Annotated in this window: 24 protein-coding genes and 1 tRNA gene; 14 read left to right on the top strand and 11 right to left on the bottom strand. The window is 65.5% G+C overall.

Annotated elements, in window-relative coordinates:
- Nucleotides 1-27: 27 nt before the first annotated feature.
- From IB278_RS05555 to IB278_RS05530, 6 genes are all read right to left on the bottom strand, one after another.
- Entirely contained in the window at nucleotides 28-1458 is a 1431-nt protein-coding gene (locus tag IB278_RS05555) for an enolase C-terminal domain-like protein (RefSeq protein ID WP_192322908.1), read from the bottom strand.
- A gap of 9 nt (nucleotides 1459-1467) precedes the next feature.
- On the bottom strand, nucleotides 1468-2247 hold the full coding sequence (locus tag IB278_RS05550; protein ID WP_145745873.1) for an ABC transporter ATP-binding protein: 780 nt from the start codon (nucleotides 2245-2247) through the stop codon (nucleotides 1468-1470).
- Between the two features lie 45 nt (nucleotides 2248-2292).
- On the bottom strand, nucleotides 2293-3297 hold the full coding sequence (locus IB278_RS05545; protein WP_192322907.1) for an ABC transporter substrate-binding protein: 1005 nt from the start codon (nucleotides 3295-3297) through the stop codon (nucleotides 2293-2295).
- A gap of 40 nt (nucleotides 3298-3337) precedes the next feature.
- Nucleotides 3338-4111: an ABC transporter permease gene (locus IB278_RS05540; RefSeq protein ID WP_145745871.1), complete on the bottom strand. Its 774-nt coding sequence runs from the start codon at nucleotides 4109-4111 to the stop codon at nucleotides 3338-3340.
- 34 nt (nucleotides 4112-4145) lie between these two features.
- On the bottom strand, nucleotides 4146-5129 hold the full coding sequence (locus tag IB278_RS05535; RefSeq protein WP_192322906.1) for a tripartite tricarboxylate transporter substrate binding protein: 984 nt from the start codon (nucleotides 5127-5129) through the stop codon (nucleotides 4146-4148).
- 152 nt (nucleotides 5130-5281) lie between these two features.
- A complete protein-coding gene (locus IB278_RS05530; protein WP_145745869.1) occupies nucleotides 5282-5938 on the bottom strand; it encodes a TetR/AcrR family transcriptional regulator in 657 nt (218 codons plus the stop codon).
- Between the two features lie 93 nt (nucleotides 5939-6031).
- Between IB278_RS05530 and IB278_RS05525 the strand changes: the two genes are divergently transcribed.
- Nucleotides 6032-7759, top strand: a complete 1728-nt coding sequence (locus IB278_RS05525) for a thiamine pyrophosphate-binding protein (protein ID WP_192322905.1) — start codon at nucleotides 6032-6034, stop codon at nucleotides 7757-7759.
- Here the strand turns inward: IB278_RS05525 and IB278_RS05520 are convergent.
- Nucleotides 7722-8018, bottom strand: a complete 297-nt coding sequence (locus IB278_RS05520; protein WP_192322904.1) for a hypothetical protein — start codon at nucleotides 8016-8018, stop codon at nucleotides 7722-7724. The genes IB278_RS05525 and IB278_RS05520 overlap by 38 nt on opposite strands.
- A 103-nt stretch (nucleotides 8019-8121) precedes the next feature.
- Between IB278_RS05520 and IB278_RS05515 the strand changes: the two genes are divergently transcribed.
- The gene (locus tag IB278_RS05515) at nucleotides 8122-8904 is read left to right on the top strand and encodes an AraC family transcriptional regulator (protein ID WP_192322903.1); all 783 of its coding nucleotides are present in this window, start codon (nucleotides 8122-8124) and stop codon (nucleotides 8902-8904) included.
- Between the two features lie 39 nt (nucleotides 8905-8943).
- Here the strand turns inward: IB278_RS05515 and IB278_RS05510 are convergent, their stop codons facing one another.
- Together IB278_RS05510 and IB278_RS05505 are read right to left on the bottom strand one after the other, a co-directional pair.
- Nucleotides 8944-9387 carry an SWIB/MDM2 domain-containing protein gene (locus IB278_RS05510; protein ID WP_012747003.1) on the bottom strand — a complete coding sequence of 148 codons (444 nt, stop codon included), beginning with the start codon at nucleotides 9385-9387 and terminating at the stop codon, nucleotides 8944-8946.
- A 155-nt stretch (nucleotides 9388-9542) separates the two neighbouring features.
- Nucleotides 9543-10469, bottom strand: a complete 927-nt coding sequence (locus tag IB278_RS05505; protein WP_145745865.1) for a DMT family transporter — start codon at nucleotides 10467-10469, stop codon at nucleotides 9543-9545.
- Between the two features lie 37 nt (nucleotides 10470-10506).
- Here IB278_RS05505 and IB278_RS05500 point away from each other — a divergent pair, with 37 nt between their 5' ends.
- Nucleotides 10507-10935, top strand: a complete 429-nt coding sequence (locus IB278_RS05500) for a gamma-glutamylcyclotransferase (RefSeq protein WP_145745999.1) — start codon at nucleotides 10507-10509, stop codon at nucleotides 10933-10935.
- Between the two features lie 247 nt (nucleotides 10936-11182).
- Complete coding sequence (aceA, locus tag IB278_RS05495; RefSeq protein WP_145745864.1) at nucleotides 11183-12502, top strand: isocitrate lyase; 1320 nt, start codon at nucleotides 11183-11185, stop codon at nucleotides 12500-12502.
- Here the strand turns inward: aceA and IB278_RS05490 are convergent.
- Nucleotides 12412-12810: a hypothetical protein gene (locus tag IB278_RS05490; RefSeq protein ID WP_192322902.1), complete on the bottom strand. Its 399-nt coding sequence runs from the start codon at nucleotides 12808-12810 to the stop codon at nucleotides 12412-12414. The genes aceA and IB278_RS05490 overlap by 91 nt on opposite strands.
- On the opposite strand from IB278_RS05490, the gene thrS reads away from it, so the two are divergent.
- The 10 genes from thrS (at nucleotide 12797) to IB278_RS05440 (ending at nucleotide 22331) form a co-directional block, all read left to right on the top strand.
- Entirely contained in the window at nucleotides 12797-14704 is a 1908-nt protein-coding gene (gene thrS, locus IB278_RS05485; RefSeq protein ID WP_145745863.1) for a threonine--tRNA ligase, read from the top strand. The genes IB278_RS05490 and thrS overlap by 14 nt on opposite strands.
- A gap of 105 nt (nucleotides 14705-14809) precedes the next feature.
- A complete protein-coding gene (infC, locus tag IB278_RS05480) occupies nucleotides 14810-15430 on the top strand; it encodes a translation initiation factor IF-3 (RefSeq protein WP_080515731.1) in 621 nt (206 codons plus the stop codon).
- A 171-nt stretch (nucleotides 15431-15601) separates the two neighbouring features.
- Nucleotides 15602-15805, top strand: coding sequence for a 50S ribosomal protein L35 (gene rpmI, locus IB278_RS05475; RefSeq protein WP_007832497.1), 204 nt, complete (start codon nucleotides 15602-15604; stop codon nucleotides 15803-15805).
- A gap of 24 nt (nucleotides 15806-15829) precedes the next feature.
- A complete protein-coding gene (rplT, locus tag IB278_RS05470) occupies nucleotides 15830-16189 on the top strand; it encodes a 50S ribosomal protein L20 (protein ID WP_012747009.1) in 360 nt (119 codons plus the stop codon).
- A gap of 112 nt (nucleotides 16190-16301) precedes the next feature.
- Complete coding sequence (gene pheS, locus IB278_RS05465; protein ID WP_145745862.1) at nucleotides 16302-17378, top strand: phenylalanine--tRNA ligase subunit alpha; 1077 nt, start codon at nucleotides 16302-16304, stop codon at nucleotides 17376-17378.
- A 43-nt stretch (nucleotides 17379-17421) separates the two neighbouring features.
- A complete protein-coding gene (pheT, locus tag IB278_RS05460) occupies nucleotides 17422-19863 on the top strand; it encodes a phenylalanine--tRNA ligase subunit beta (RefSeq protein WP_192322901.1) in 2442 nt (813 codons plus the stop codon).
- Nucleotides 19864-19868: 5 nt separating this feature from the next.
- Nucleotides 19869-20240 (top strand): integration host factor subunit alpha, encoded by a 372-nt coding sequence (locus IB278_RS05455; protein ID WP_145745860.1) that lies wholly within the window; start codon nucleotides 19869-19871, stop codon nucleotides 20238-20240.
- 65 nt (nucleotides 20241-20305) lie between these two features.
- Nucleotides 20306-20785 carry a MerR family transcriptional regulator gene (locus IB278_RS05450; RefSeq protein WP_192322900.1) on the top strand — a complete coding sequence of 160 codons (480 nt, stop codon included), beginning with the start codon at nucleotides 20306-20308 and terminating at the stop codon, nucleotides 20783-20785.
- Nucleotides 20786-20811: 26 nt separating this feature from the next.
- Nucleotides 20812-20888: transfer RNA gene (locus IB278_RS05445), tRNA-Pro, on the top strand.
- Nucleotides 20889-21080: 192 nt separating this feature from the next.
- Nucleotides 21081-22331: a tyrosine-type recombinase/integrase gene (locus IB278_RS05440; protein WP_192322899.1), complete on the top strand. Its 1251-nt coding sequence runs from the start codon at nucleotides 21081-21083 to the stop codon at nucleotides 22329-22331.
- 134 nt (nucleotides 22332-22465) lie between these two features.
- Here IB278_RS05440 and IB278_RS05435 read toward each other — a convergent pair whose 3' ends face one another.
- Nucleotides 22466-22696 (bottom strand): hypothetical protein, encoded by a 231-nt coding sequence (locus IB278_RS05435; RefSeq protein WP_192322898.1) that lies wholly within the window; start codon nucleotides 22694-22696, stop codon nucleotides 22466-22468.
- Nucleotides 22697-22746: the final 50 nt, after the last annotated feature.

Raw genomic sequence — 22746 nt, 5'->3', positions numbered from 1 at the left:
TTCTTCCTTGGGTGCGAGAGGGGTGCTTCAGTAGACGGAACGCATGGCGTCCCACGAGATGCCGGCGCCGGGCTTGCCGGTGGCAAAGCCGGGCGCGGTGGCGAGCGGCGACAGGTCGAGCTGTCCGCCGCGGATGGCGAGGCGCACGGCGCCGTCGCTCGGTTCGTAGAGGCCGGGATGCAGCTTCAGCAAGGCCTGCTGCTCCGCCTCGGGCACGGCCGCAAGGCCGTTGACGTAATGGTGTCCGTTGCGCTCGACATGCGAGAGGCCGAGCCAGCCGACCAGCGCGAGGTCCTGCTGCACGCCGATGCCGGCCTGCATGGTCAGATCTTCGCCGGACAGGAAATAGCGGCTCGCCTTCTCCAGGGCGTTCCAGTGCGCGCAGCGTGCCGCATTGACGACCGACTTGTAGAAGCCCTTGCAGCTCTTGCTCGACACGCCGGTGTAGCCCAGCGCACGGGCCTGCACGAAGGCATCGAGCGTGGCGTCGGATTCGTCGATGAGCAGGGGGATGCGCTTGCCCAGCGCTGCCACGTCGCGTTGCAGGGCGGCATCGCGGCGGATCGGCTGTTCGACGAAGGCGGTCTTCTGCGCGAGCTTCCACAGCACGGGCGTCGACAGCATGCGGTCGAGGAAGACGGCGAAGTCGCCGGCGTCGGCGTACTGCTCGTTGCCGTCGAGCGTCACGAGCTGCGCGTGGCCGTCGATCACGCGGGCGATGCGTTCCAGGCGCGCGATGTCCTGCGCCGTGCGGCCGCAGAGCTTGAGCTTGAAATGCGTGAGGCCGTAGCGTTGCACCGCCGCGGCAAGCGTGGTGGGCAGGCCGTCGGTGGGTGCATCGGGCAGTGCGTCGCTGTCGTCGATGGCATCGGCCAGGCCGACCGTGTGGCGCGCCGCGATGCTGGCGCGCGGCGATCGGCTGGCCAGGAAGCCAGGCATGTCGAAACCGGCGAGGTCCTCGGCCAGTCCGCTGCCGGCGATGTCGATGCCGCACAGGTTGGCGCTCATCGCCGCGGCAAAGCTCTGGCCCGTGTGCAGGCACAGCGCATCCATCAGCGCGCGGTCGATCAGCGCGGGGCCGTAGCCCGCCACCAGCGCCTGCAGGCCCTTGGCCTTCGCGCGGGCCTGCAGCGCGGCGTAGTTCGACGCGAAATGCGTCCAGGCGGTCTGCGCTTCGTCCTCGGCCAGATAGGCTTCGCGCGCATCGCGCAGCGCAAACCGAAGCTGCTCGAAGTTCTGCTCGTTGGTCAGCGCGGGGTTCTTGTCGAACCACTTCGGCACCATCATCTCGGCCGCAGAGCCTTCGGCCGTGCGGCCGTTCTCGAAGCGGATGCGCGCCCGCACGTACACCTGGGGGCAGGCCGTGACGGTGGCGGCGCCAAAGCGGAACGGCAGCCTGAGCGCGACATCGCGCTCGGCAAACCGGATCTCCTCGACGTGGAAACGGGGCGCGTCCATGGATGCGGCTCAGTGGTCCAGGATGCCCTGCGAGAAAAAGTGCGCGCGCACCTGCCTGGTGTAGGCGCCGAATTCGGCCGAGGCCATCACGTCAAGCGTGCGTGGGCGCGGCAGGTCGATGTCGTAGACCGCAGCGATCGAGCCGGGGCGCTCGCTCATCACGATCACGCGGTCCGAGAGAAAGATCGCTTCGGGGATGCTGTGCGTGATCAGCATCACGGTCTTCTTCGAGGCCATCCAGATGCGCTGCAGCTCGAGGTTCATCTTCTCGCGCGTCATCGCATCGAGCGCGCCGAAGGGCTCGTCCATCAGCAGCACCGAGGGGTCGTGCAGCAGCGCACGGCAGATCGACGCGCGCTGCTGCATGCCGCCCGAAAGCTGCCAGGGGTACTTGCCCTCGAAGCCCTTGAGGCCCGCCATCTCCATCAGCTCGCGCGCCCGGGCCTCGGAGGCCGCCTTGGGCAGGTGGCGCATCTCGGCCTGCAGCAGGATGTTGTCTTGCACGCTGCGCCAGGGCAGCAGCACCGCGCTCTGGAACACGATGCCCACGTCCTTCTGAGGGCCCTGGATCGGCTTGCCCGCCAGCGTGAGTTCGCCGCCGCTGATCGGCAGCAGGCCCGCCACCATCTTGAGCAGGGTGCTCTTGCCGCAGCCCGAAGGTCCGACGACCGAGACGAACTCGCCTTCCTGGATGGCGAAGTCCAGCGGCTTCAGCGACTCGACCGGTCCGTCCTTGCTTTGGTAGGTCTTCGAGACGCCGTGCGCTTCGATCAGGTTGACTTGGGACATGGAATGCGTGAAAGGTGGCAACAGCGGGTGCGCGGACGGGAGAGGTCAGTTCGGCAAGAACTCGAGCGTCACGTAGTCTTCCGGCTTGCCGCGCGTGGACGCATCCATGCCGCCGTACTGCACCAGCAAATCGAGCGAGTCGTTCACGTTCTTGATCGCGACGCGGAACGGCCGCTGGTTGGCCGTGTCCTTCGTGTGATAGAGCGCCACGCTCTGCTTCATGCCCACGATCAGCGTGTCGCGCACGCCGGCCTTGGGGTTGGCCTTGAGCATGGCGTCGACGGCGGCTTCAGGGCTCTTCTCTGCGGCTTCGGCCGCTTTGGTGGAGGCGCGCATGAAGCGCTTCACGAGGTCTGGGTTCTCGGCCAGCAGGTTCTTGTTGGCGATGATGCCGGAGCTGATCTGGTTCACGCCCGAGTCGGCAAAGCGGATCGGCGTCACGGGCTTGCCGGTGGCGTCCTGCAGCTTGATGGCCTGGTCCATCACATAGCCCAGCAGCAGGTCGGCCTGGCCGTTGATCACCGCATTGAGCTTGGTCTGGCCGTCGCCCGAGACGATCTTCACCTGCTCGGGCTTGATGTTGTTGACCTTGAGAAAAAGGGGCCACATCTGCGACATCGAGTCGCCCGGCGTGACGGCCACGGTCTTGCCGATGATGTCCTGGGGCGTCTTGATGTTCTTCTCGCTGAAGCCCATGACCGACATCGGGCTCACCTGGAACAGCACGCCGGTCGACTTGAGCGGTGCACCCTTGGCGGCGGCCTTGATCATGGTCGTGACATCGATGTAGCCGAAGGTGGCCGACTTGGCGGCCACCGCCTGCGCGGTGACGGCGGAGCCGCGGCCTTCCTGGATCTCCAGGTCGATGCCCTCGTCGGCGTAGAAGCCCTTCTCCCTGCCGAGGAAGAAGGGCGCGTGCTCGCTGTACAGGTACCAGTTGAGCATCAGCGTGACCTTGTCCTTGGGCTTGTCGCCCTGCGCATGCGCGGGAGCGATGGCAAAGCTGGCGAGGGCCGCGGTGGCGAGCAGCGAGGGAAGCAGTTTCTTCATGGCGTTGTCTCCTGGAGTTTTCTGGGTATGGCGAAGGAACTCAGTTCGCGTGGCGCTGCGAGGCGTGCCACGGAATCATCACGCGCTCGATGAGGTCGACCGCGACGAAAAGAATCACGCCGATGCTCGACAGCACCACCAGCGCGGCGAACATCAGCGGCAGGTCGAAGTTGCCGTTGGCCACCTGCAGCACGTAGCCGATGCCCGAGTTGGAGCCGACGAACTCGCCGACCACCGCCCCCACCACGGCCAGCGTCACCGACACCTTCAGGCCGCTGAAGATCGCGGGCATGGCTTGCGGCAGGCTGATCTTGAAGAAAGTCTGCAGCCGGCTCGCGCCCATCGAGCGGGCCAGGTCGAGCATGTCGGGCTCGACCGACTTGAAGCCCATCACCGTCGACACCACCACCGGAAAGAAGCCCAGCAGGAACGCGCTGATCACCTTCGGAAAGATGCCGAAGCCGAACCACACCACGAACAGCGGCGCGATCGCCACCTTGGGAATGCTCTGCGAGAACACCAGCAGCGGGTACACGTACGACTCGACCAGCCGCGAGTAGGCGATGACCATCGCAATCGGAATGCCGATGACGATCGTCAGGCCGAAGCCGCCGAGCGTGGCGAGCGTGGTCTTCCAGCTCTCGGCCAGCAGGCGCGGCCATTCGGCCACGAGCTGCTTCACCACCTCCCACGGCGGCGGAATCAGGTAGGCCGGAATCCTGAAGAGCCGGATCGCCAAGTCCCACAGCACCAGCAGCAACAGGATCAAGAGGAACGGGCGCAGGGCCGGAGAAAGCAGCAGCTTGCGGAGCATGAAGACGACCCGGGGGCTTTTCGAAGGAGGCTTGCTATTGCTGGACCGAGAGGCCCGCGGCCTTCACGAGCTGGGCATTGCTCGCGATCTCGTCCTTGATGTAGGCGTCGAACTGCTCGGGCTTGAGCGTCCAGGCATCGGCGCCCAGCTTGAGGAAGCGCTCCTTCACCTCGGGCGTGGCCAGCGCCTTTGCCACTTCGTCGTGCAGGCGGTGGACGATGTCGCGCGGCGTCTTGGCGGGCGCCATCATCCCGATCCAGAAATTGAACTCCGAGCCGGGCACGCCGGCCTCGCTGGTGGTGGGCACGTCGGGCAGGGCGGCGGCGCGCTTGGGCGAGCCGACGGCGAGCGCGAGCAGCTGGCCCTCCTTGATCTGGCCGATCACCGGCGCGATGGGCGAGAAGTAGTAGTCGACGCGGCCCGAGAGCACCTCGGTGACGGCCTCGCCCGATCCCTTGAAGGGGATGTTGGTGGCATCTATCTTCGCGGCCATCTTGAACTTCTCGGCGTTCAGGTGCGTGGCGCTGCCCTGGCCGGCCGATGCGAAGTTCATGCTGCCGGGCTTGGCGCGCGCGGCGGCCAGCAATTGCGGCAGCGTCTTGATGTTCTTCGCCGGCGAGATCACCAGCGCGTTGGGCAGCGACGAGATCGGCGTGATGCCGGCAAAGTCGCCCACCGTGTCGAACGGCAGCTTGGCGAAGGTGGAGGGGCTCACCGTGTGCGACGACGAGTGGATCATGATCGTGTAGCCGTCCGGCGCGGCCGTGGCCACCGCCTGCTGGCCGATGGTGCCGCTTGCGCCGCCGCGGTTGTCGATGACGAGCGGCTGGCCCATGCTCGCGCCCATCTTGTCGGCGATCGCGCGGGCAATGATGTCGGTGGTGCTGCCGGCCGCGAACGGCACGATCACGCGGATCGGCTTGCTGGGATAGCCGTTCTGCGCGGAGGCGAGGCCGGGCAGCAGGGCGCCCAGGCAGGTGAGCGCCGCAAGGGCGGTGGTGCGTACGAGTTGCTTCATGGTCGGTTGTCTCCGCGCGGTGGTGCCGCTGTCTTGAATCGATCAATTCACCAATAAGTGAATTAGCGATTTTAGGAAGGGCTGCGCCGCAGCGTCAACCGCCGCTGCCTAGTGAATACCCGGAGGATCGGGGCCTGGAGGGGGGCGCAGGCTCAGTGCAGGACGTAGCCCAGCACGAGGTCGGTCATGTGCGAAAGGCGCTGGGCCATCGCCTTGGGCGCGCGCAGGTCACGGCCGAAGATGGCCGAGAGCGTGTGGTTGTTCGAGAGGTAGAAGTAGCACAGCGAGGCGATCGAGATGTAGAGCTGCACCGGGTCCACGCCGGCGCGGAACAGCTTGTCGCGCCGGCCGCGCTCGAGCACCGTGTCCAGCATCTGCACCAGCGGCGAGTTCATTTCCTGGATGCGCTCGGAGCGCTTCAGGTGCGCCGCGCAATGCAGGTTCTCGCTGTTCAGCAGCGTGATGAACTCGGGGTGCTCGAGATAGTAGTGCCAGGTGAACGAGACCAGCTGGCGAATGGCCTCGACCGGATCGATCTCGTCCAGGTGCAGCCGCTGCTCGGCCTCGCGGATGTCGGCGTAGGTGCGCTCGAGCACCGCCAGGAACAGGTCGTCCTTGCTGCCGAAGTAGTAGTAGATGAGGCGCTTGTTGAGGCCCGCGCGCTCGGCGATGCTGTCCATGCGTGCGCCGGCCAGGCCGCGCTGGGCGAACTCGTCGCGCGCCGACGCAAGGATGGCCAGTTGCGAGCGGTCGGCATCGCGCGAACGCGGCTCGGCCGCTTCGGACGGGGATTCCTTGGAGGCCTTCATGGCGCGAATTTAACCAATTGGTGAATTAACGCAAGGCATTGGGGGCGGGCGCACATAATTGCCGGAGACATTGCAGCTGAGGTTCGACTTCCCATGAGTACATCACAACCGGCCGGCCACCTGATCGTCGAATGCCTGGTCGAGCAGGGCATGGAGATCGCGTTCGGCGTTCCCGGCGAGAGCTTTCTGGCGGTGCTCGACGGCTTCCACGCCTACCGCGGGCGGGTCCGCTTCATCGTCAACCGGCAGGAGGGCGGCGCGGCCTTCATGGCCGAGGCGCACGGCAAGCTCACGGGCCGCCCGGGCGTGTGCTTCGTGACGCGCGGACCCGGCGCCACCAATGCATCGATCGGCGTGCACACCGCTTTCCAGGATTCGACGCCGATGGTGCTGTTCGTCGGCGACGTCGGCAGCGACTTCCGCGACCGCGAAGCCTTCCAGGAAGTGGACTACGGCAGCTTCTTCGGCCCGGGCACCAAGGGCTTTGCCAAGCGCGTGGAGCGCATCGACGACGCCAACCGCATTCCCGAATACGTGGCGCGCGCCTTCGCCACCGCGATGAACGGCCGGCCGGGGCCGGTGGTGCTGGTACTGCCGGAAGACATGCTGCGCAGCCAGACCGCGGCGCGGCCGCTGAAGCGCGTGGAGGCGGTGCAGCCCTGGAGCGACCCGGGCGCGCTGCGCACGCTGCGCGAACTGCTGCTGAAGTCGCAGCGGCCATTGGTGATCGCGGGTGGCGGCGGCTGGACGGCGCAGGCCGCGCAGGCGCTGCAGCGCTTTGCCGAGAACTGGCGGCTGCCGGTGGCCAATGCCTTCCGCTTCCAGGACACTTTCGACAACCACCATCCGTTGTATGCGGGCGACGTCGGCATCGCCATCAACCCGAAGCTCGCGCAGCGCGTGAAGGATGCGGACCTCATCCTCGCGATCGGCCCGCGGCTCGGCGAAATGACCACCGGCGGCTACACGCTGCTCGAGGCACCCAAGGCGAAGCAGACGCTGGTGCACATCCATGCCAGCGCCGAGGAGCTCAACCGCGTCTACCAGGCCGACCTGGCCATCAACGCCGGCATGAGCGCCGCTGCGCGCAGCCTCGAAGTGCTGAGCGCGCCGCCCACGCTGCCGTGGGAGGAGTGGGCGGTACAGGCCCATGCCGACTACGAGGCGAACCTCGAGCCGCAGGCGCTCGCCGGCATGCCGGCCGAAGCCCCGCGCGGCCCGGTCGACATGGCGGCGGTCGTCGCGCTGCTGCAGAAGCACCTGCCACCGGACGCGGCCGTCACCAACGGCGCCGGCAACTTCGCGAGCTGGGTGCACCGCTACTTCCGCTACCACGGCCTGGCAAAGGGCCACAAGACGCAGCTGGCGCCCACCAGCGGCGCGATGGGCTACGGCGTGCCGGCGGGCATCGCCGCCAACCTGGCGACGGGCCGGGTGGCCTTCACGATTGCGGGCGACGGCGATTTCCTGATGACCGGACAGGAGCTCGCGACTGCTGCGCAGCACGGAGGCAAGAGCATCATCGTGCTGCTGAACAACGGCATGTTCGGCACCATCCGCATGCACCAGGAGCGCGAATATCCAGAGCGCGAGAGCGGCACCGCGCTGCGCAACCCCGACTTCTGCGGCCTCGCGCGGGCCTACGGCTACGCGGCCGAGCGCGTGAGCGAAACCGCGCAGTTCGAGGCCGCGCTGCTGCGCGCGCTGGCGGCCGACACCGGCACGCTGATCGAGATCCCGCTGGACCCCGAGGTGATCACCACGCGCGGCACGCTGGGCTCGATCAGGCGCGCGGCGCAGCAGCAGGCGCAGAACCGATGAGCGTTGCGCGATGGCGCGCCACCTTGTCGCGCAGGGCGGGCGAGCGCAACTCGAACACGTCGAAGAGGCCGAGTGCTTCGAGCGTGGGCAGCAGCGCGACCAGGTCGCGCTCGGCAGCCTGCATTGCCTCGGCGGTCGCGCCGGGGTCCTGCAGCAACTGCGCGTTCGCGAGAAAGGCGGCGACCGAACCCTTGCGCAAGGGGATTCCGTTCCTGGTCACGAAATCCTGTCCGTCGGGCAATACATCCTGGGCTTGCATGTGCGTTCCTTTGAAGGCGTCGAGAAGATGGACCCGATGCTAGGCAGCGGTGCGCCCTGCGGCTTGCGGCACGGGGCCAATCGATACCTCCGGCGGGCCAGGCATGTTGGCTGAGGCACCGGTCAGCCTCTGGATCAACGCCTCCGAGGGGCCGCGTGGCACCGGCTATCACGCGCACCAGACCGGACAGCTGTTCGCCTTGCGCAAGGGGCTGCAGCTCATCGAGACGCCATCGGGGCGCTGGGTGCAGCCTCCGGGGTGGATCGGCTGGATCGCACCGCGCTGCGCGCATGCGGCGCAGAGCTTCGGCGCCACCGTGGGCTGGAGCCTGCACATCGAACCGGCGATGGCGGCGGGCCTGCCGGGCGGTCCGCATGTGTTCGCCACGACGCCGCTGATCCGGGCGCTGGTCGATCGGCTGGCATCGCTCGATGCTCCGCGGGCGGCGTTCGAAGAGCGCCGCCTGCGCCTTGCCGCCGTGCTGATCGACGAACTGGCTGCCAGCGCAACAACGCCGTCGCTCCACCTGCCGATGCCCGAGGACAAGCGCCTGGCGGCGATGGCCGCGGCGCTCGCGAACGATCCGGCCATGCCCGACACCATCGACCAGTGGGCGCACCGCATCGGCATGGCGCGCCGCACGCTCACGCGCCGCTTCGCGCGCGAGACCGGATTGAGCTTTGCGCAGTGGCGGCAGCAGGCGCGCCTGCTGAAGGCCGTCGAGCGGCTGAGCCTCGGCGAGTCGGTCACGGCCGCGGCATTGACGGTCGGCTACAGCTCGGTGAGCGCGTTCATCGAGACCTTCCGCAAGAACTTCGGCTGCACGCCGGCGCGCTTCTTCGAGGAGGATGCGGCGCTGCCGCAGGCGAAAAAAAAGCCGGCATGAGCCGGCTTTCTGATGCGGGAGCGCGGGGCCCCCGGGTGCTTACTTGACGTGCTTGCCGATCAGCGCGGCCAGTTCGAACATCGACACTTGCGGCTTGCCGAAGATTTCCTTCAGCTTGGCATCGGCGTTGATGTTGCGCTTGTTGGCCTTGTCCTGCAGGTTGTTCTTCTTGATGTAGTCCCACAGCTTGCTCACGACTGCGGTGCGCGGCAGAGGCGTCGAGCCCACAACGGCGGCGAGTGCCGGGCTGGGGGTCAGGGCCTTCATGAACGCAGCGTTGGGCGTGCGCTTCTTGGCGGGAGCGGCCTTCTTTGCAGGAGCCTTCTTCGCCGGTGCAGCCTTCTTCGCAGGAGCAGCAGCCTTCTTTGCGGGAGCCGCCTTCTTGGCCGGTGCGGCCTTCTTCGCAGGAGCCGCAGCCTTCTTTGCGGGAGCGGCCTTCTTTGCCGGAGCTTTCTTGGCCGGAGCCTTCTTTGCAGTTGCCATGGTTGATTTCCTTTTTTGGTTAAACAGTCACCAATGAAAAACTTGCGTCTCCAGTGGCATTGCGGATGCTAAAGGAGAAAAAACGCGTTTCCAAGGGAAAAAGCGGTTTTTTCATTGGGAGTTGTTGTTTTTTCAGAGGGGAGAACCCGCGGTTTTCAGCTTCGGGGCGCGGGCCAGGTCGCCAGCACCACGCCAACCAGTGCAAGAGCGAATGCCAGCAACTGCGCCGCAGAGAGGCTTTCGCCGAGCACCAGCACGCCCACGAGGGCCGCGCTCACGGGCAGCATCACGGCAAACACGCCCGCTTGCGCAGCAGGCACATGGCGCAATCCGGTCATCCAGAGCCACACGGTCCAGATGCTCGCGGCCAGCGCATAGACCACGAGCAGCGCCCAGGTTCCAAGGCGCACCGCCGTGAAGTCGAACTGCAGCGCCAACCAGATGCCGAAGGGCATCGACAGCACGAAGCCCCACAGGTTGATGAGCGAGGAGATCCGCTTGGGGCCGAGGCGGCCGGTGAGCGACTTGCCGATCACCGCATAGGCCGTTTCGCAGAGCACCGCGCAGAACACGAGCAGGTTGCCGAGCCACGGCATCGAAGGCGCAGCGGCGCCGTTGTTGCCCGCCGCTGGTGCATGCGCTGGCGTCAAGGCCAGCAGGCCGATGCCGATGGCAGCGCAGCCGATGGCCAGGCCGATGCGCAACGTGATGCGCTCGCGCAGGAACAGCCAGCTCGCCACCGCCACGGCCGCCGGGATGGACGCCATGATCACGCCCGCGGACACCGCGCTCGTCAGGCTCACGCCGAACAGCATGCAGATCGAGAACAGGAAGTTGCCGAGGAACGATTCGAGAAAGACCAGCCCGCGCGTGCGTGCGCTCATCGGCGGCTCGCCCGGTGCGCGCCGCAGCCAGTGCGGCATGGCCAGCGCCGCGATGCCGAAGCGCAGCCAGGCGAGCAGCAGCACCGGAAAGGCCGCTACAAGGGGCTTGGAGAGGGCGACGTAGCCGCCGACGAGCGACATGCTCAGGGCCAGGCAGCCATAGGCCAGCAGGCGGCTGGCGGGAGCAGTGGTGTTCAATAGACTGGACGGCTTTGTTGGAACGATGGATTCGATGATGCCCCAATCCCCCGAGCCCGATGGCGTGCCGGACGCAAGCGCGCAGCACCACGTCTTTGTCTACGGCACCCTGCGCCGCGGCGGGCGCAACGACATCGCACGCTACCGGCCCGCGCCGGTCCACGTGGCCGACGCGTGCATTGCCGCCACGCTGTACGACCTGGGTGCCTACCCCGGCGCGGTCCTCGGCGGCGAGCGGCGCGTGGTTGGCGAGATCTACCGCATCGCGCAACAGGTGGAGGCCGAGCTCGACCGGCTCGAGGGCGTCGCCGACGACGGCTCCGGCGAATACATCCGCCGCCACCTGATCGTGGAAGCGGGTGCGCAGCGCTTCGAATGCCTGGTCTACGAGATCCATCCGTCGCGCATCGAAGGGCGCGCGGTGATCGACAGCGGCGACTGGATGGCGCACGCCGCGGCCAGCTGAGGTGTTTTCGGCGTTCGGTTTTCACGCCTGAAAGATCGATTGCACATTGCGAAAAAGACGGCTGCTGCGGCGCAATATTTTTTCTCGATATGAGAAAAATAATTTTGCATTGAGAAATGTCTTTGTAAGTGGTTGATTTTCATGGATTAAAAATATGTCTTCTATAAGACATAAGAGTCCGGCTTCGGTTTAGAGTAGCTCCACGGCCGCAGCGCCCGATCCTTTCAATCAACCTCACGGAGTGACCATGCCCCAGACCCTCACCGAACAATTGAGCCGCGAACAGCAAATTGCCGCCCTCGAGAAAGAATGGGCCACCAATCCCCGCTGGAAGGGCATCAAGCGCGGCTACAGCGCCGCCGACGTCGTGCGCCTTCGCGGTTCCTTCCCCATCGAGCACACGCTGGCGCGCCGCGGCGCCGAGAAGCTCTGGGAGCTGGTGAACAACGAGCCCTACGTCAACTGCCTCGGCGCGCTCACGGGCGGCCAGGCCATGCAGCAGGTGAAGGCGGGCGTGAAGGCCATCTACCTGTCGGGCTGGCAGGTTGCCGCGGACGCCAACACTTACTCGTCGATGTACCCGGACCAGTCGCTGTACCCGGTGGACTCGGTGCCGACCGTGGTCGAGCGCATCAACAACACCTTCCGGCGCGCGGACGAGATCCAGTGGTCCAAGAACGTGAACCCCGGCGACAAGGGCTATGTCGACTACTTCGCCCCCATCGTCGCTGATGCCGAGGCCGGCTTCGGCGGCGTGCTGAACGGCTTCGAGCTGATGAAGGCCATGATCAAGGCCGGCGCCGGCGGCGTGCACTTCGAAGACCAGCTCGCCTCGGTCAAGAAGTGCGGCCACATGGGCGGCAAGGTGCTCGTGCCCACCACCGAGGCCGTGCAGAAGCTCATCGCCGCGCGCATGGCCGCCGACGTCTGCGGCACGCCGACGCTCGTGATTGCCCGCACCGACGCCGAAGCCGCCGACCTCATCACCAGCGACTACGACGAGAACGACAAGCCCTTCCTCACCGGCGAACGCACCGCCGAAGGCTTCTACAAGACCAAGAAGGGCATCGACCAGGCCATCAGCCGCGCCATTGCCTACGCCCACTACGCCGACCTGGTGTGGTGCGAAACCGGCACGCCCGACCTCGAGTTCGCCAAGAAGTTCGCCGACGCGGTCCACAAGGTGCACCCCGGCAAGATGCTGGCCTACAACTGCTCGCCGTCGTTCAACTGGAAGAAGAACCTCGACGACGCCACCATCGCCAAGTTCCAGAAGGAACTCGGCGCCATGGGCTACAAGTACCAGTTCATCACGCTGGCCGGCATCCACTCGATGTGGTTCAACATGTTCGACCTGGCGCAAGACTACGTGCAGCGCGGCATGTCCGCCTACGTCGAGAAGGTGCAGGAGCCCGAGTTCGCAGCGCGCGATCGCGGTTACACCTTCGTCTCGCACCAGCAGGAAGTCGGCACCGGCTACTTCGACGAGGTGACCACGGTCATCCAGGGCGGCAAGTCCAGCGTCACGGCGCTGACCGGCTCGACCGAGGAAGAGCAATTCCACTGATCCGCTGAATCCGCCATCACAACAATTTCGCTGTCACCTTCGAGCCCGGCCGAGCGCCGGGCTTTTTTTTGTGCCCGGCGGCCAGCGGATAGAATTGCGGTCTCTGCACCCAACAAGAGCGAGAAAGGCACCTTGGTTATGACACCGCGAACTACTCCGCAAGGATTCAGCGGCTTTTTCTTCGTCTCCGAAGAAAAGGGCCGGTAGCCCGCGCTCGCTGGTTTCTTCCAGCTCTCATCCCAAGCAAAGCGCGGCCAGTCACCGCGCTTTTTGTTTTTTCGCCCGAGGTTTTCCATGATCCAGATCACGCTTCCCGACAACTCGCGCCGCGAGTTCCCCGGCCCGGTTTCGGTGGCCGAAGTTGCCCAGTCCATCGGACCCGGGCTCGCCAAGATGACGGTGGCCGGCAAGGTCGACGGCAAGCTCGTCGATGCCAGCGACGTCATCGACCATGACGCCAGGCTGCAGATCATCACGCCCAGGGACGACGAGGGCCTGGAGATCATCCGCCACTCGACGGCCCACCTGGTCGGCCACGCGGTGAAGCAGCTCTACCCGACGGCCAAGATGGTCATCGGTCCGGTGATCGAGGAGGGCTTCTACTACGACATCTCCTACGAGCGCCCCTTCACGCCCGAGGACATGGCCGCCATCGAGGCGCGCATGCGCGAGCTCATTGCGCAGGACTACGACGTGGTCAAGAAGATGACGCCGCGCGCCGAGGTCATCGAGGTCTTCAAGTCGCGCGGCGAGGACTACAAGCTGCGCCTCGTCGAGGACATGCCCGACGAGCAGGCCATGGGCCTGTACTACCACCAGGAATACGTCGACATGTGCCGCGGCCCGCACGTGCCGAACACGCGCTTCCTGAAGGTCTTCAAGCTCACGAAGCTCGCCGGCGCCTACTGGCGCGGCGACGCCAAGAACGAGCAGCTGCAGCGCATCTACGGCACGGCCTGGGCCGACAAGAAGCAGCTCGACCAGTACATCCAGCGCATCGAGGAAGCCGAGAAGCGCGACCACCGCAAGCTCGGCAAGGAACTGGACCTGTTCCACATCGACGAAGTGGCGCCGGGCGTGGTGTTCTGGCACCCCAAGGGCTGGGCCGTGTGGCAGGCGGTGGAGCAGTACATGCGCGGCATCTACCGCGACACGGGCTACTGGGAAGTGAAAGGCCCGCAGATCCTCGACAAGAGCCTGTGGGAGAAAACGGGCCACTGGCAGAACTACCGCGACAACATGTTCACGACGGAGTCGGAAAAGCGCGAATACGCGCTCAAGCCGATGAACTGCCCGGGCCACGTGCTCATTTTCAAGAGCGACCTGCGCAGCTACCGCGACCTGCCGCTGCGCTACGGCGAGTTCGGCCAGTGCCACCGCAACGAACCCAGCGGCGCGCTGCACGGCATCATGCGCGTGCGCGGCTTCACGCAGGACGACGGCCACATCTTCTGCACGGAGGACCAGATCCTCGAAGAGTGCGTGGCCTACACGGCGCAGCTGCAGAAGGTCTATGCCGACTTCGGCTTCACGGACATCCTCTACAAGGTGGCCACGCGCCCCGACAACCGCGTGGGCTCCGACGAACTCTGGGACAAGGCCGAGCACGCCGTGATGGAGGCGCTGCGCCGCTCGGGCGTCGATTTCATCATCTCGCCCGGCGACGGCGCCTTCTACGGCCCCAAGATCGAATACACGCTGAAGGACGCGCTGGGCCGCCAGTGGCAGTGCGGCACGATGCAGGTCGACTTCAACACGGCCGAGCGCCTGGGCGGCGAATACGTGACGGAAACGAGCGGCCGCGCCCACCCCGTCATGCTGCACCGCGCCATCGTCGGCAGCCTCGAGCGCTTCATCGGCATGCTGATCGAACACCATGCCGGCGCGCTGCCCGCATGGCTCGCTCCGGTGCAGGTGGCGGTGCTCAACATCAGCGAAGGACAGGCCGACTACGCCGCTTCAGTGGCGAAAACGCTGCAGAATCAAGGGCTTAGGGTCCAGCTGGATCTGCACAACGAGAAGATTACGTATAAAATACGCAAGCATTCGTTGCAAAAGCTTCCCTACATCCTTGTCGTGGGCGACAAAGAGAAGGAAGCTGGTGCCGTCGCAGTGCGCGCCCGGGGCAATCAAGACCTCGGTGCAATGTCCCTCGAATCGTTCGTGCAACGGCTCGTCCAGGATGTTGCTGACAAGCGTTGATTTGTCCCGGAAGCACCCTCATATGTGCTTCTCGTCCCAATCATGCCGCTTGTCCGCGAGGACTGACCCGGCTTCCGCTACAGATTTTGTAGCAATTTTTGAAGGATTCTGACCATCGCTACTGCATTTCGCGACCGCCGCCACCGCGAGGAACGCCAACACCGCCTGAACCGGGAAATCATGGCCCCGGAAGTCCGCCTTGTAGGCCCGGAAAACGAGCCATTGGGTGTTATGAGTCTCTCCGAGGCCTTGCGCCTCGCCGGTGAGGCTGACGTGGATCTGGTAGAGGTCGTTGCCGCGGCCAATCCGCCCGTGTGCCGTCTGATCGAGTACGGCAAGTTCAAGTACCACGAGCAGAAGAAGGCGGCCGAGGCCAAGTCGAAGCAGAAGGTCATCGAGGTCAAGGAAATCAAGTTCCGCCCCGGTACCGACGACGGCGACTACAACATCAAGATGCGCAACATCAAGCGCTTTCTTGAAGAGGGCGACAAATGCAAGATCACGCTGCGCTTCCGCGGCCGCGAGATCACGCACCAGGAGCTCGGCCTGGCGCTGCTGCAGCGAATCCGTGATGAGCTGGGCGACCTGATCGTCGTGGAGCAGTTCCCCAAGCTCGAAGGCCGGCAAATGATCATGATGATCGCGCCGGGCCGCAAGAAGCCGGGTGGCGGCGGTGGTGCCGCAAAGCCGGCTTCTTCGGAAGCATCGGCGCCCGCGGCGGCCTGAAAAGGCCGCCACGGCGGCAGGTAAAGAGAGTCAGCAGGGTTTGAAGAATTTCGCCGCTGCCGGCGCTTCGCAAGAAGGGCAGGCAGGGGCGGGATAAAGAAGTGTCTCGGGGCCAACAAGTCCGTGGAGTATCCGCGGCGCCTCACGAGCACAAATTAAAGGAGCATTCACATGCCCAAAATGAAGACCAAGAGCAGCGCGAAAAAACGTTTCCGCGTTCGTCCCGGTGGCACCGTCAAGCGCGGTCAAGCCTTCAAGCGTCACATCTTGACGAAGAAGACCACCAAGAACAAGCGTCACCTGCGTGGTGCAGTCGCAGTGCATGAGACCAACATGGTTTCTGTCGCCGCCATGCTGCCCGGCCGTGGCATTTAACTCAGACGAACAAGGAGTACACACATGCCTCGCGTCAAACGTGGTGTAACGGCTCGCGCCCGCCACAAGAAAGTTCTCGCACTCGCCAAGGGTTTCCGCGGTCGCCGCGGCAATGTCTTCCGCATCGCCAAGCAGGCGGTGATGAAGGCTGGGCAATATGCCTACCGTGACCGCCGCACCAAGAAGCGCGTGTTCCGTCAACTGTGGATCGCGCGTATCAACGCCGCCTCGCGCGAACTGGGCCTGACCTACAGCCAGTTCGCAAACGGCATCCGCAAGGCCGGGATCGAGATCGACCGCAAGATGCTTGCGGACATCGCAGTGCACGACAAGGCCGCTTTTGCCGGCATCGTGGAGCAGGTCAAGGCCAAGCTGGCTGCTTGATTCTGCACAGCAGGGGTGCCGCCTTCGGGCGGCTTCCTGCGCCCACGGCACAAGGGCTGGCGCTTGAAAAGGCTCCAGCTCTTTTTTTATTTCCCGCCTAATTTTTGTTGCTATGAACGAGTTGGACTCCCTTGTCGCCACCGCCCGCGCCGCCTTCGCCGAAGCGAAAACGCCCGCCGAGCTCGAAAACGCCAAGGCCCAGTTCCTCGGCAAGTCGGGCCGCATCACCGAGCTGATGAAGGGCATGGCCGCGCTCAGCGTCGACGAGAAGAAGTCGCGCGGCGCCGCCATCAACGTGGCCAAGCAGGCCATCGAGTCCGCGCTGACTGAACGGCGCCAGCAGCTGGCCGACGAAGAGCTTTCGCTGCAGCTGCGCGCCGAGGCGCTCGACGTGAGCCTGCCCGGCCGCCGCCGCATCCCGGGTGGCCTGCACCCCGTGAGCCGCACGCTGGAGCGCATCGAGGAGATCTTCTCGAGCATGGGCTTCGACGTGGCCGACGGCCCCGAGATCGAGAGCGACTGGCACAGCTTCACCTCGCTCAACAACCCGCCGAACCATCCTGCGCGTTCGATGCAGGACACCTTCTACGTCGACCTGAACGGCGACGACGGCATTCCCTACAACCTGCGTCCGCACACCAGCCCGATGCAGGTGCGCTATGCGCATCAGCACATCAAGAAGTACGCGGCTGAATTTGCAGCCGCGGCCGCCGACGCCACCGGCACCGTCAAGGCGCCCGAGATCCGCGTGATCGCACCCGGCCGCACCTACCGCGTCGACAGCGACGCCACGCACTCGCCCATGTTCCACCAGTGCGAAGGCCTGTGGCTCGGCGAGAACGTGAGCTTCAAGGACCTGAAGGTCGTGTTCACCGACTTCTGCCGCACCTTCTTCGAGAGCGACGACCTCGTGCTGCGCTTCCGTCCGAGCTTCTTCCCGTTCACCGAGCCCAGCGCCGAGATCGACATCCAGTTTGCGAGCGGCCCGCTGGCCGGCCGCTGGCTCGAGGTCGCGGGTTCGGGCCAGGTGCATCCGAACGTGGTGCGCAACATGGGGCTCGACCCCGAGCGCTACATCGGCTTTGCCTTTGGCATGGGCCCCGACCGGCTCACCATGCTGCGCTATGGCGTGAACGACCTGCGCCTCTTCTTCGACGGCGACCTGCGCTTCCTCTCGCAGTTCCAGTAAGCACCCGTCCATAGAAACAGAAACCGAATACGAGATCGAAGAGATGCAATTCCCGGAATCCTGGCTGCGCGAGTTCTGCAACCCGCCCCTCGACAGCGCCGCACTGGCCGAAACGCTCACCATGGGCGGCTTCGAGGTCGAGGAGCGCCGCCCCGTGGCGCCGCCCTTCAGCCGCATCGTGGTCGGCGAAATCAAGGAAGCCGTGCAGCACCCCAACGCCGACCGCCTGCGCGTGTGCCAGGTCGACGCGGGGCAGGGCGCCTTGCTCAACATCGTGTGCGGCGCGCCCAATGCGCGCGTCGGCATCAAGGTGCCCTGCGCGCTGGTCGGCGCCGAACTGCCGCCCGGTGAAGACGGCAAGCCCTTCCTCATCAAGCTCGGCAAGCTGCGCGGCGTGGAAAGCCAGGGCATGCTGTGCTCGGCGCGCGAACTGAAGCTCAGCGAAGACCACGGCGGCCTGCTCGAACTCGACGCCGACGCGCCCATTGGCGCCAACGTGCGCGACGTGCTCAAGCTCGACGACGCACTGCTCACGCTCAAGCTCACGCCCAACCTCGCGCATGGCCTGAGCGTGTACGGCGTGGCGCGCGAGCTTGCGGCGCTGACCGGTGCGCCGCTCAAGACGCCCGCCATCGCGCCGGTGGCCACCTCGTTTGCCGACGTGCTGCCGGTCAAGGTGGAAGCGCCCGAACTCTGCGGCCGTTTTTCGGGCCGCATCGTGCGCGGCGTGAACACCAAGGTGGCCACGCCCGCGTGGATGGTCGATCGCTTGGCGCGCTGCGGCCAGCGCAGCGTGACGCCGCTGGTCGACATCTCGAACTACGTCATGTTCGAATACGGCCAGCCCAGCCACATCTTCGACCTCGACAAGATCCAAGGCGGCCTCACGGTGCGCTGGGGCAAGGCGGGCGAGCAGCTCAAGCTGCTCAATGGCAACACCATCAGCGTCGACGACAAGGTCGGCGTGATCGCCGACGACCAGGCCGTCGAATCGCTCGCGGGCATCATGGGCGGCGATGCCACCTCGGTGTCCGACGACACGCGCAACATCTACGTCGAGGCCGCGTTCTGGTGGCCCGAAGCCGTGCAGGGCCGCTCGCGCCGCTTCAACTTCTCGACCGATGCGGGGCATCGCTACGAGCGCGGCGTCGATCCGAGCCGCACGGTGGAAATCATCGAGCGCATCACGCAGCTCATCATCGAGATCTGCGGCGGCCAGGCCGGCGCCATGGACGACAAGATCCTGAACGTGCCCGAGGCCATGCCCGTCACGCTGCGCGTGGCGCGCGCCGCGCGCGTCATCGGCATGCCGCTCACCCAGGCGCAATGCGCCGATGCGCTGCGCCGCCTCGGTTTTGCGCTGAGCGAAGGCGAGGGCACGTTGACCGTGACGCCGCCGCCGCATCGCTTCGACCTGCTGATCGAGGAAGACCTGATCGAAGAGGTCGCGCGCCTGGTCGGCTTCAACAACCTGCCGACCACCGCGCCGCTCGCGCCCATCACCGCGCGCGTGCGGCCCGAGGCCCGGCGCAGCCGCTTCGCGGTGCGCCGCAGCCTGGCCGCGCTCGGCTACCAGGAAACCATCAACTTCAGCTTCGTCGAGGCGCACTGGGAGCAGGACCTGGCCGGCAACGCCAATCCGGTGAAGCTCCTCAACCCCATTGCCAGCCAGATGAGCGTGATGCGTTCGTCCCTGCTGGGCTCGCTGCTGCAGGTGCTCAAGTTCAACCTCGACCGCAAGGCGCCGCGCGTTCGCGTATTCGAAGTAGGCCGCGTGTTCATGCGCGACGACAGCGTGGCCACCACCGACAGCACCGTGCGCGGCGTCGACCAGCCCATGCGCGTGGCCGGCCTCGCCTGGGGCGACGCGGAGGAAGCGCGCTGGGACGGCAAGCCGCAGCGCGTCGATTTCTACGATGCCAAGGGCGACGTCGAAGCGCTGCTCGCACCGCGGGTGCCGAGCTTCGAGCCGGCCGAGCATCCGGCCCTGCACCCCGGCCGCTCGGCGCGCGTGCTGGTCGACGGCAGGGCCATCGGCTTCATCGGCGAACTGCATCCGCGCTGGCGCCAGAAGTGGGACTTCGCGCTGGCGCCGGTGCTGTTCGAGCTCGACCTCGATGCCGTCGCCGCGCGGCCCGTGCCCGTGGCCCAGCCGGTGCCCAGGCACCAGGCGGTGGAGCGCGACATTGCCGTGGTGGTGGCCGAAGCCGTCACGCACAATGCGCTGATGCAGGCCATTCATTCGGCGCCGGCAGCGCAAGGGCTGTTGCGTGACGCCACGCTGTTCGACATCTATCGTCCGCAACCTGCGCGCGACGGTGCGGTGCCGGCATCCGGCGGCCTGGCGCAAGGGGAGAAGAGCATGGCGGTCCGCCTGAGCTTCCAGGACGACAGCGCCACGCTCACCGACGAGCAGGTGGAACCGGCCGTGCGTGCCATCGTCGAACAACTGAGCGCCAGACTCGGCGCACGCCTGAGAGGTTGATGAGAATGAACGCTGCGGAATTCACGCTCGAAGCTCTCGAAACGCCCGCACTCACCAAGGCGCACCTGGCCGATCTGCTGTTCGAACAGATCGGCCTCAACAAGCGCGAATCCAAGGACATGGTCGAGGCCTTCTTCGACCTGATCGCCAACAGCCTGATCGAGGGCACCGACGTCAAGATCTCCGGCTTCGGCAACTTCCAGATTCGCGTGAAGGCGCCGCGGCCGGGCCGCAACCCGCGCACCGGCGAGGCCATTCCGATCGGCGAGCGGCGCGTGGCCACCTTCCATGCGAGCGCCAAGCTCAAGGAACAAATCCACGGAAGCATCGAGCAGGGCGGCAGTTCCGAGGTCGAGTGGAGCCTGGGCGCCGAATAAGTGCTTGGTGCCCGGCGCGTGCGTAGAGTAATCTCTAAGGTTTCCCGCGCACGGTCTTGATTTCAATGGAGAAAACGCTCCCGCCCATTCCCGTCAAACGCTACTTCACCATTGGTGAGGTGGGCGAGCTCTGCGGCGTCAAGCCGCACGTGCTTCGCTATTGGGAGCAGGAGTTCACGCAACTGCGGCCCATGAAGCGGCGCGGCAACCGGCGCTACTACCAGCACCACGAGGTGCTCATGATCCGCCGCATCCGCGACCTGCTCTACGACCAGGGCTTCACCATCAGCGGCGCGCGCAACAAGCTGCAGGAGCTGGTGCAGGGCGAGCGCGAGCGGCGCAAGGCCGGCGTGGTGCCGCTCGAGGGCATGGAAGCCGTCGAGATCGACCAGGAAGAGTTCGAGGCGGCCATCCACCAGGAAGAAGACAGGGCCAGCCTCGAGACCGAGCCCAAGACCGCGCCTCGCACGGTCGATCCATCGCAGTTGCTGCACCTGCGCCGCGAGCTTTTTGAAATTCGTGAGCTGCTGACCGTCGGACGGTGATTCCAGCCGGCTATAATTGAGAGCTTCGGTGTGTGGCGCAGCCTGGTAGCGCACTTGCATGGGGTGCAAGGGGTCGAAGGTTCGAATCCTTTCACACCGACCAACAAAACGTCCAAGGGCGTCCGGTTTCATCCACCGGACGCCCTTTGTCATTGGGGAGCTGGGCGAATCCGGTCCGGAGGCATACACTGAAATCTGGTGACTGCCAGCCCCAAGTGGGGGTACAAAAGGGGGTACAAACCTCCTGGACCCCCTGGTACGGCGGTTTTGTACCCCCATCCCCTGGATGTACCCCATGCCGTTGACCGATGCCGCATGCCGCAATGCTTCCTGTCCGCCTGACCGAAAGCAGGCACGCTACGCCGACGCAGGTGGCCTCTATCTGGAAGTCTCTGCCTCGGGATCTCGCCGATGGTTCTGGAAGTTCAGGATCGAGGGGGTCGAGAAGAAATTCGCCCTGGGCTCCTATCCCGACGTGAGCCTTTCGGCGGCGCGTAAGGCGCGTGACGTTGCCAAGGCCCAGAAGGCTTCCGGAATCAACCCCATACAGGCGCGCCAGGTCGTCAAGCTCAAAGCGGCCGTGAACACCGGCGATACCTTTCGAGAGACCGCGCTCGAGTGGTTCGACAAGCACCATACACGGTGGAGCGGCCATTACGCCACCCGCGAGAAGCGCAACCTGGAAAAGGATCTTTTTCCGTACTTTGCTGCTCGTCGCATCAGCGAAATCGAGGCCATCGAGTTGTTGGCGGCCTTGCGCCGTGTCGAGGAGCGTGGTGCGCTTGACGTGGCCGGCCGTGTGCTGATGACGGCACGCGCGGTGTGGCGCTACGCGGTGGCGACTGCGCGGGCGCCGCGCGATATCACGGCAGATCTCAAGGGGGCACTGACACCCCACAAGAAGCGGCACTTTGCGGCGATCACCGATCCGGCCCAGCTGGGGACGCTGATACGCGTCATCCGGGGCTACCAAGGCGGAGCCATCGTGCGTACGGCGCTTCAACTGGCGCCCATGCTTTTTCAACGCCCGAACGAGCTGCGAGCGGCGGCCTGGGCCGAGATCGATCTCGACGGGGCGCTCTGGACCGTGCCCGCTGCGCGGATGAAGCGGCGCGTCGATGGCAAGCAACATGGTGATCCGCACTTGGTGCCCCTGCCCAGGCAGGCGGTGGAGTTGCTGCGCAAGCTGCATCCCATTACGGGCCACAGTACGCTGGTCTTTCCGGGCGAGCGCAGTCATGAGCGACCGATCTCGGACAACACTCTGCGTGCAGCGCTTCTGACCTTGGGGTACGGCCCCACCGTGCAGACGGTGCATGGCTTCCGGGCGACAGCCCGGACCTTGCTGGCAGAAACGCTGGAGATCGATCCGCTGGTGATCGAAGCCCAGTTGGCGCACGCCGTCAAGGACGCCAATGGCCGTGCCTACAACCGTACGCAGTATCTCAAGCAGCGGACCGTGATGCTCCAGCGGTGGGCGGACTATCTGGATGTGCTGGCTACCAAAGCGGGTTCTCCACTGGCTGAGCTGAAAACGGCCGCCTGAGAACGACTCTTGTCGGGTGATAGCACGGCACCTCCGAGAGCGCCGTTCGAGCAGTATGTCGCGGTGCGCTGGTGCCTGGAGGCGGCGTCATCGTTCTCGAGCGGCCGCGCAAGGCGACGGCGACGAGGTATCAATCAGGTCTCGGCCAAGGTGCGAAGCGGGATCGCGCGCAATGGATCGCCGGGAAAGTGTCTGCTGTCCTCTCTTATTGATGATTCTGCACGCTCTGGCTGGCTGCGCGTCTGCGATTGGGGGCGGCTTTGCGGCAGTTGCGGTCTTCGGTTGGACCAGATCTTTTTCGTGCTTACTGCCGGCAAGCGGTCGCTGGGGGCGGCTGAGCAGAGCAGCGTCAGGTAGGAGGTCATGGAAGTTGTGAGCCACGGCCATCGACGCATGCATGGGCGCGCCTTCATAA

It is taken from the genome of Variovorax sp. VRV01 (genome assembly GCF_014852545.1).
GTDB lineage: Bacteria > Pseudomonadota > Gammaproteobacteria > Burkholderiales > Burkholderiaceae_C > Variovorax > Variovorax beijingensis_A.
This window is presented reverse-complemented; position numbering and strand designations above follow the sequence as displayed.

Bases quoted from the DNA above. Each gene is read 5' to 3' on its own strand.
- IB278_RS05520 (WP_192322904.1), bottom strand. From the start codon at position 8,018: ATGCAAGCCCAGGATGTATTGCCCGACGGACAGGATTTCGTGACCAGG.
- IB278_RS05500 (WP_145745999.1), top strand. From the start codon at position 10,507: ATGCCCCAATCCCCCGAGCCCGATGGCGTGCCGGACGCAAGCGCGCAG.
- IB278_RS05455 (WP_145745860.1), top strand. From the start codon at position 19,869: ATGAACGCTGCGGAATTCACGCTCGAAGCTCTCGAAACGCCCGCACTC.
- IB278_RS05515 (WP_192322903.1), top strand. From the start codon at position 8,122: ATGTTGGCTGAGGCACCGGTCAGCCTCTGGATCAACGCCTCCGAGGGG.
- IB278_RS05440 (WP_192322899.1), top strand. From the start codon at position 21,081: ATGCCGTTGACCGATGCCGCATGCCGCAATGCTTCCTGTCCGCCTGAC.
- IB278_RS05540 (WP_145745871.1), bottom strand. From the start codon at position 4,111: ATGCTCCGCAAGCTGCTGCTTTCTCCGGCCCTGCGCCCGTTCCTCTTG.
- IB278_RS05545 (WP_192322907.1), bottom strand. From the start codon at position 3,297: ATGAAGAAACTGCTTCCCTCGCTGCTCGCCACCGCGGCCCTCGCCAGC.
- IB278_RS05435 (WP_192322898.1), bottom strand. From the start codon at position 22,696: ATGACCTCCTACCTGACGCTGCTCTGCTCAGCCGCCCCCAGCGACCGC.
- rpmI (WP_007832497.1), top strand. From the start codon at position 15,602: ATGCCCAAAATGAAGACCAAGAGCAGCGCGAAAAAACGTTTCCGCGTT.
- IB278_RS05530 (WP_145745869.1), bottom strand. From the start codon at position 5,938: ATGAAGGCCTCCAAGGAATCCCCGTCCGAAGCGGCCGAGCCGCGTTCG.
- IB278_RS05525 (WP_192322905.1), top strand. From the start codon at position 6,032: ATGAGTACATCACAACCGGCCGGCCACCTGATCGTCGAATGCCTGGTC.
- IB278_RS05550 (WP_145745873.1), bottom strand. From the start codon at position 2,247: ATGTCCCAAGTCAACCTGATCGAAGCGCACGGCGTCTCGAAGACCTAC.
- IB278_RS05450 (WP_192322900.1), top strand. From the start codon at position 20,306: ATGGAGAAAACGCTCCCGCCCATTCCCGTCAAACGCTACTTCACCATT.
- rplT (WP_012747009.1), top strand. From the start codon at position 15,830: ATGCCTCGCGTCAAACGTGGTGTAACGGCTCGCGCCCGCCACAAGAAA.
- pheS (WP_145745862.1), top strand. From the start codon at position 16,302: ATGAACGAGTTGGACTCCCTTGTCGCCACCGCCCGCGCCGCCTTCGCC.
- IB278_RS05510 (WP_012747003.1), bottom strand. From the start codon at position 9,387: ATGGCAACTGCAAAGAAGGCTCCGGCCAAGAAAGCTCCGGCAAAGAAG.
- pheT (WP_192322901.1), top strand. From the start codon at position 17,422: ATGCAATTCCCGGAATCCTGGCTGCGCGAGTTCTGCAACCCGCCCCTC.
- thrS (WP_145745863.1), top strand. From the start codon at position 12,797: ATGATCCAGATCACGCTTCCCGACAACTCGCGCCGCGAGTTCCCCGGC.
- aceA (WP_145745864.1), top strand. From the start codon at position 11,183: ATGCCCCAGACCCTCACCGAACAATTGAGCCGCGAACAGCAAATTGCC.
- IB278_RS05535 (WP_192322906.1), bottom strand. From the start codon at position 5,129: ATGAAGCAACTCGTACGCACCACCGCCCTTGCGGCGCTCACCTGCCTG.
- IB278_RS05555 (WP_192322908.1), bottom strand. From the start codon at position 1,458: ATGGACGCGCCCCGTTTCCACGTCGAGGAGATCCGGTTTGCCGAGCGC.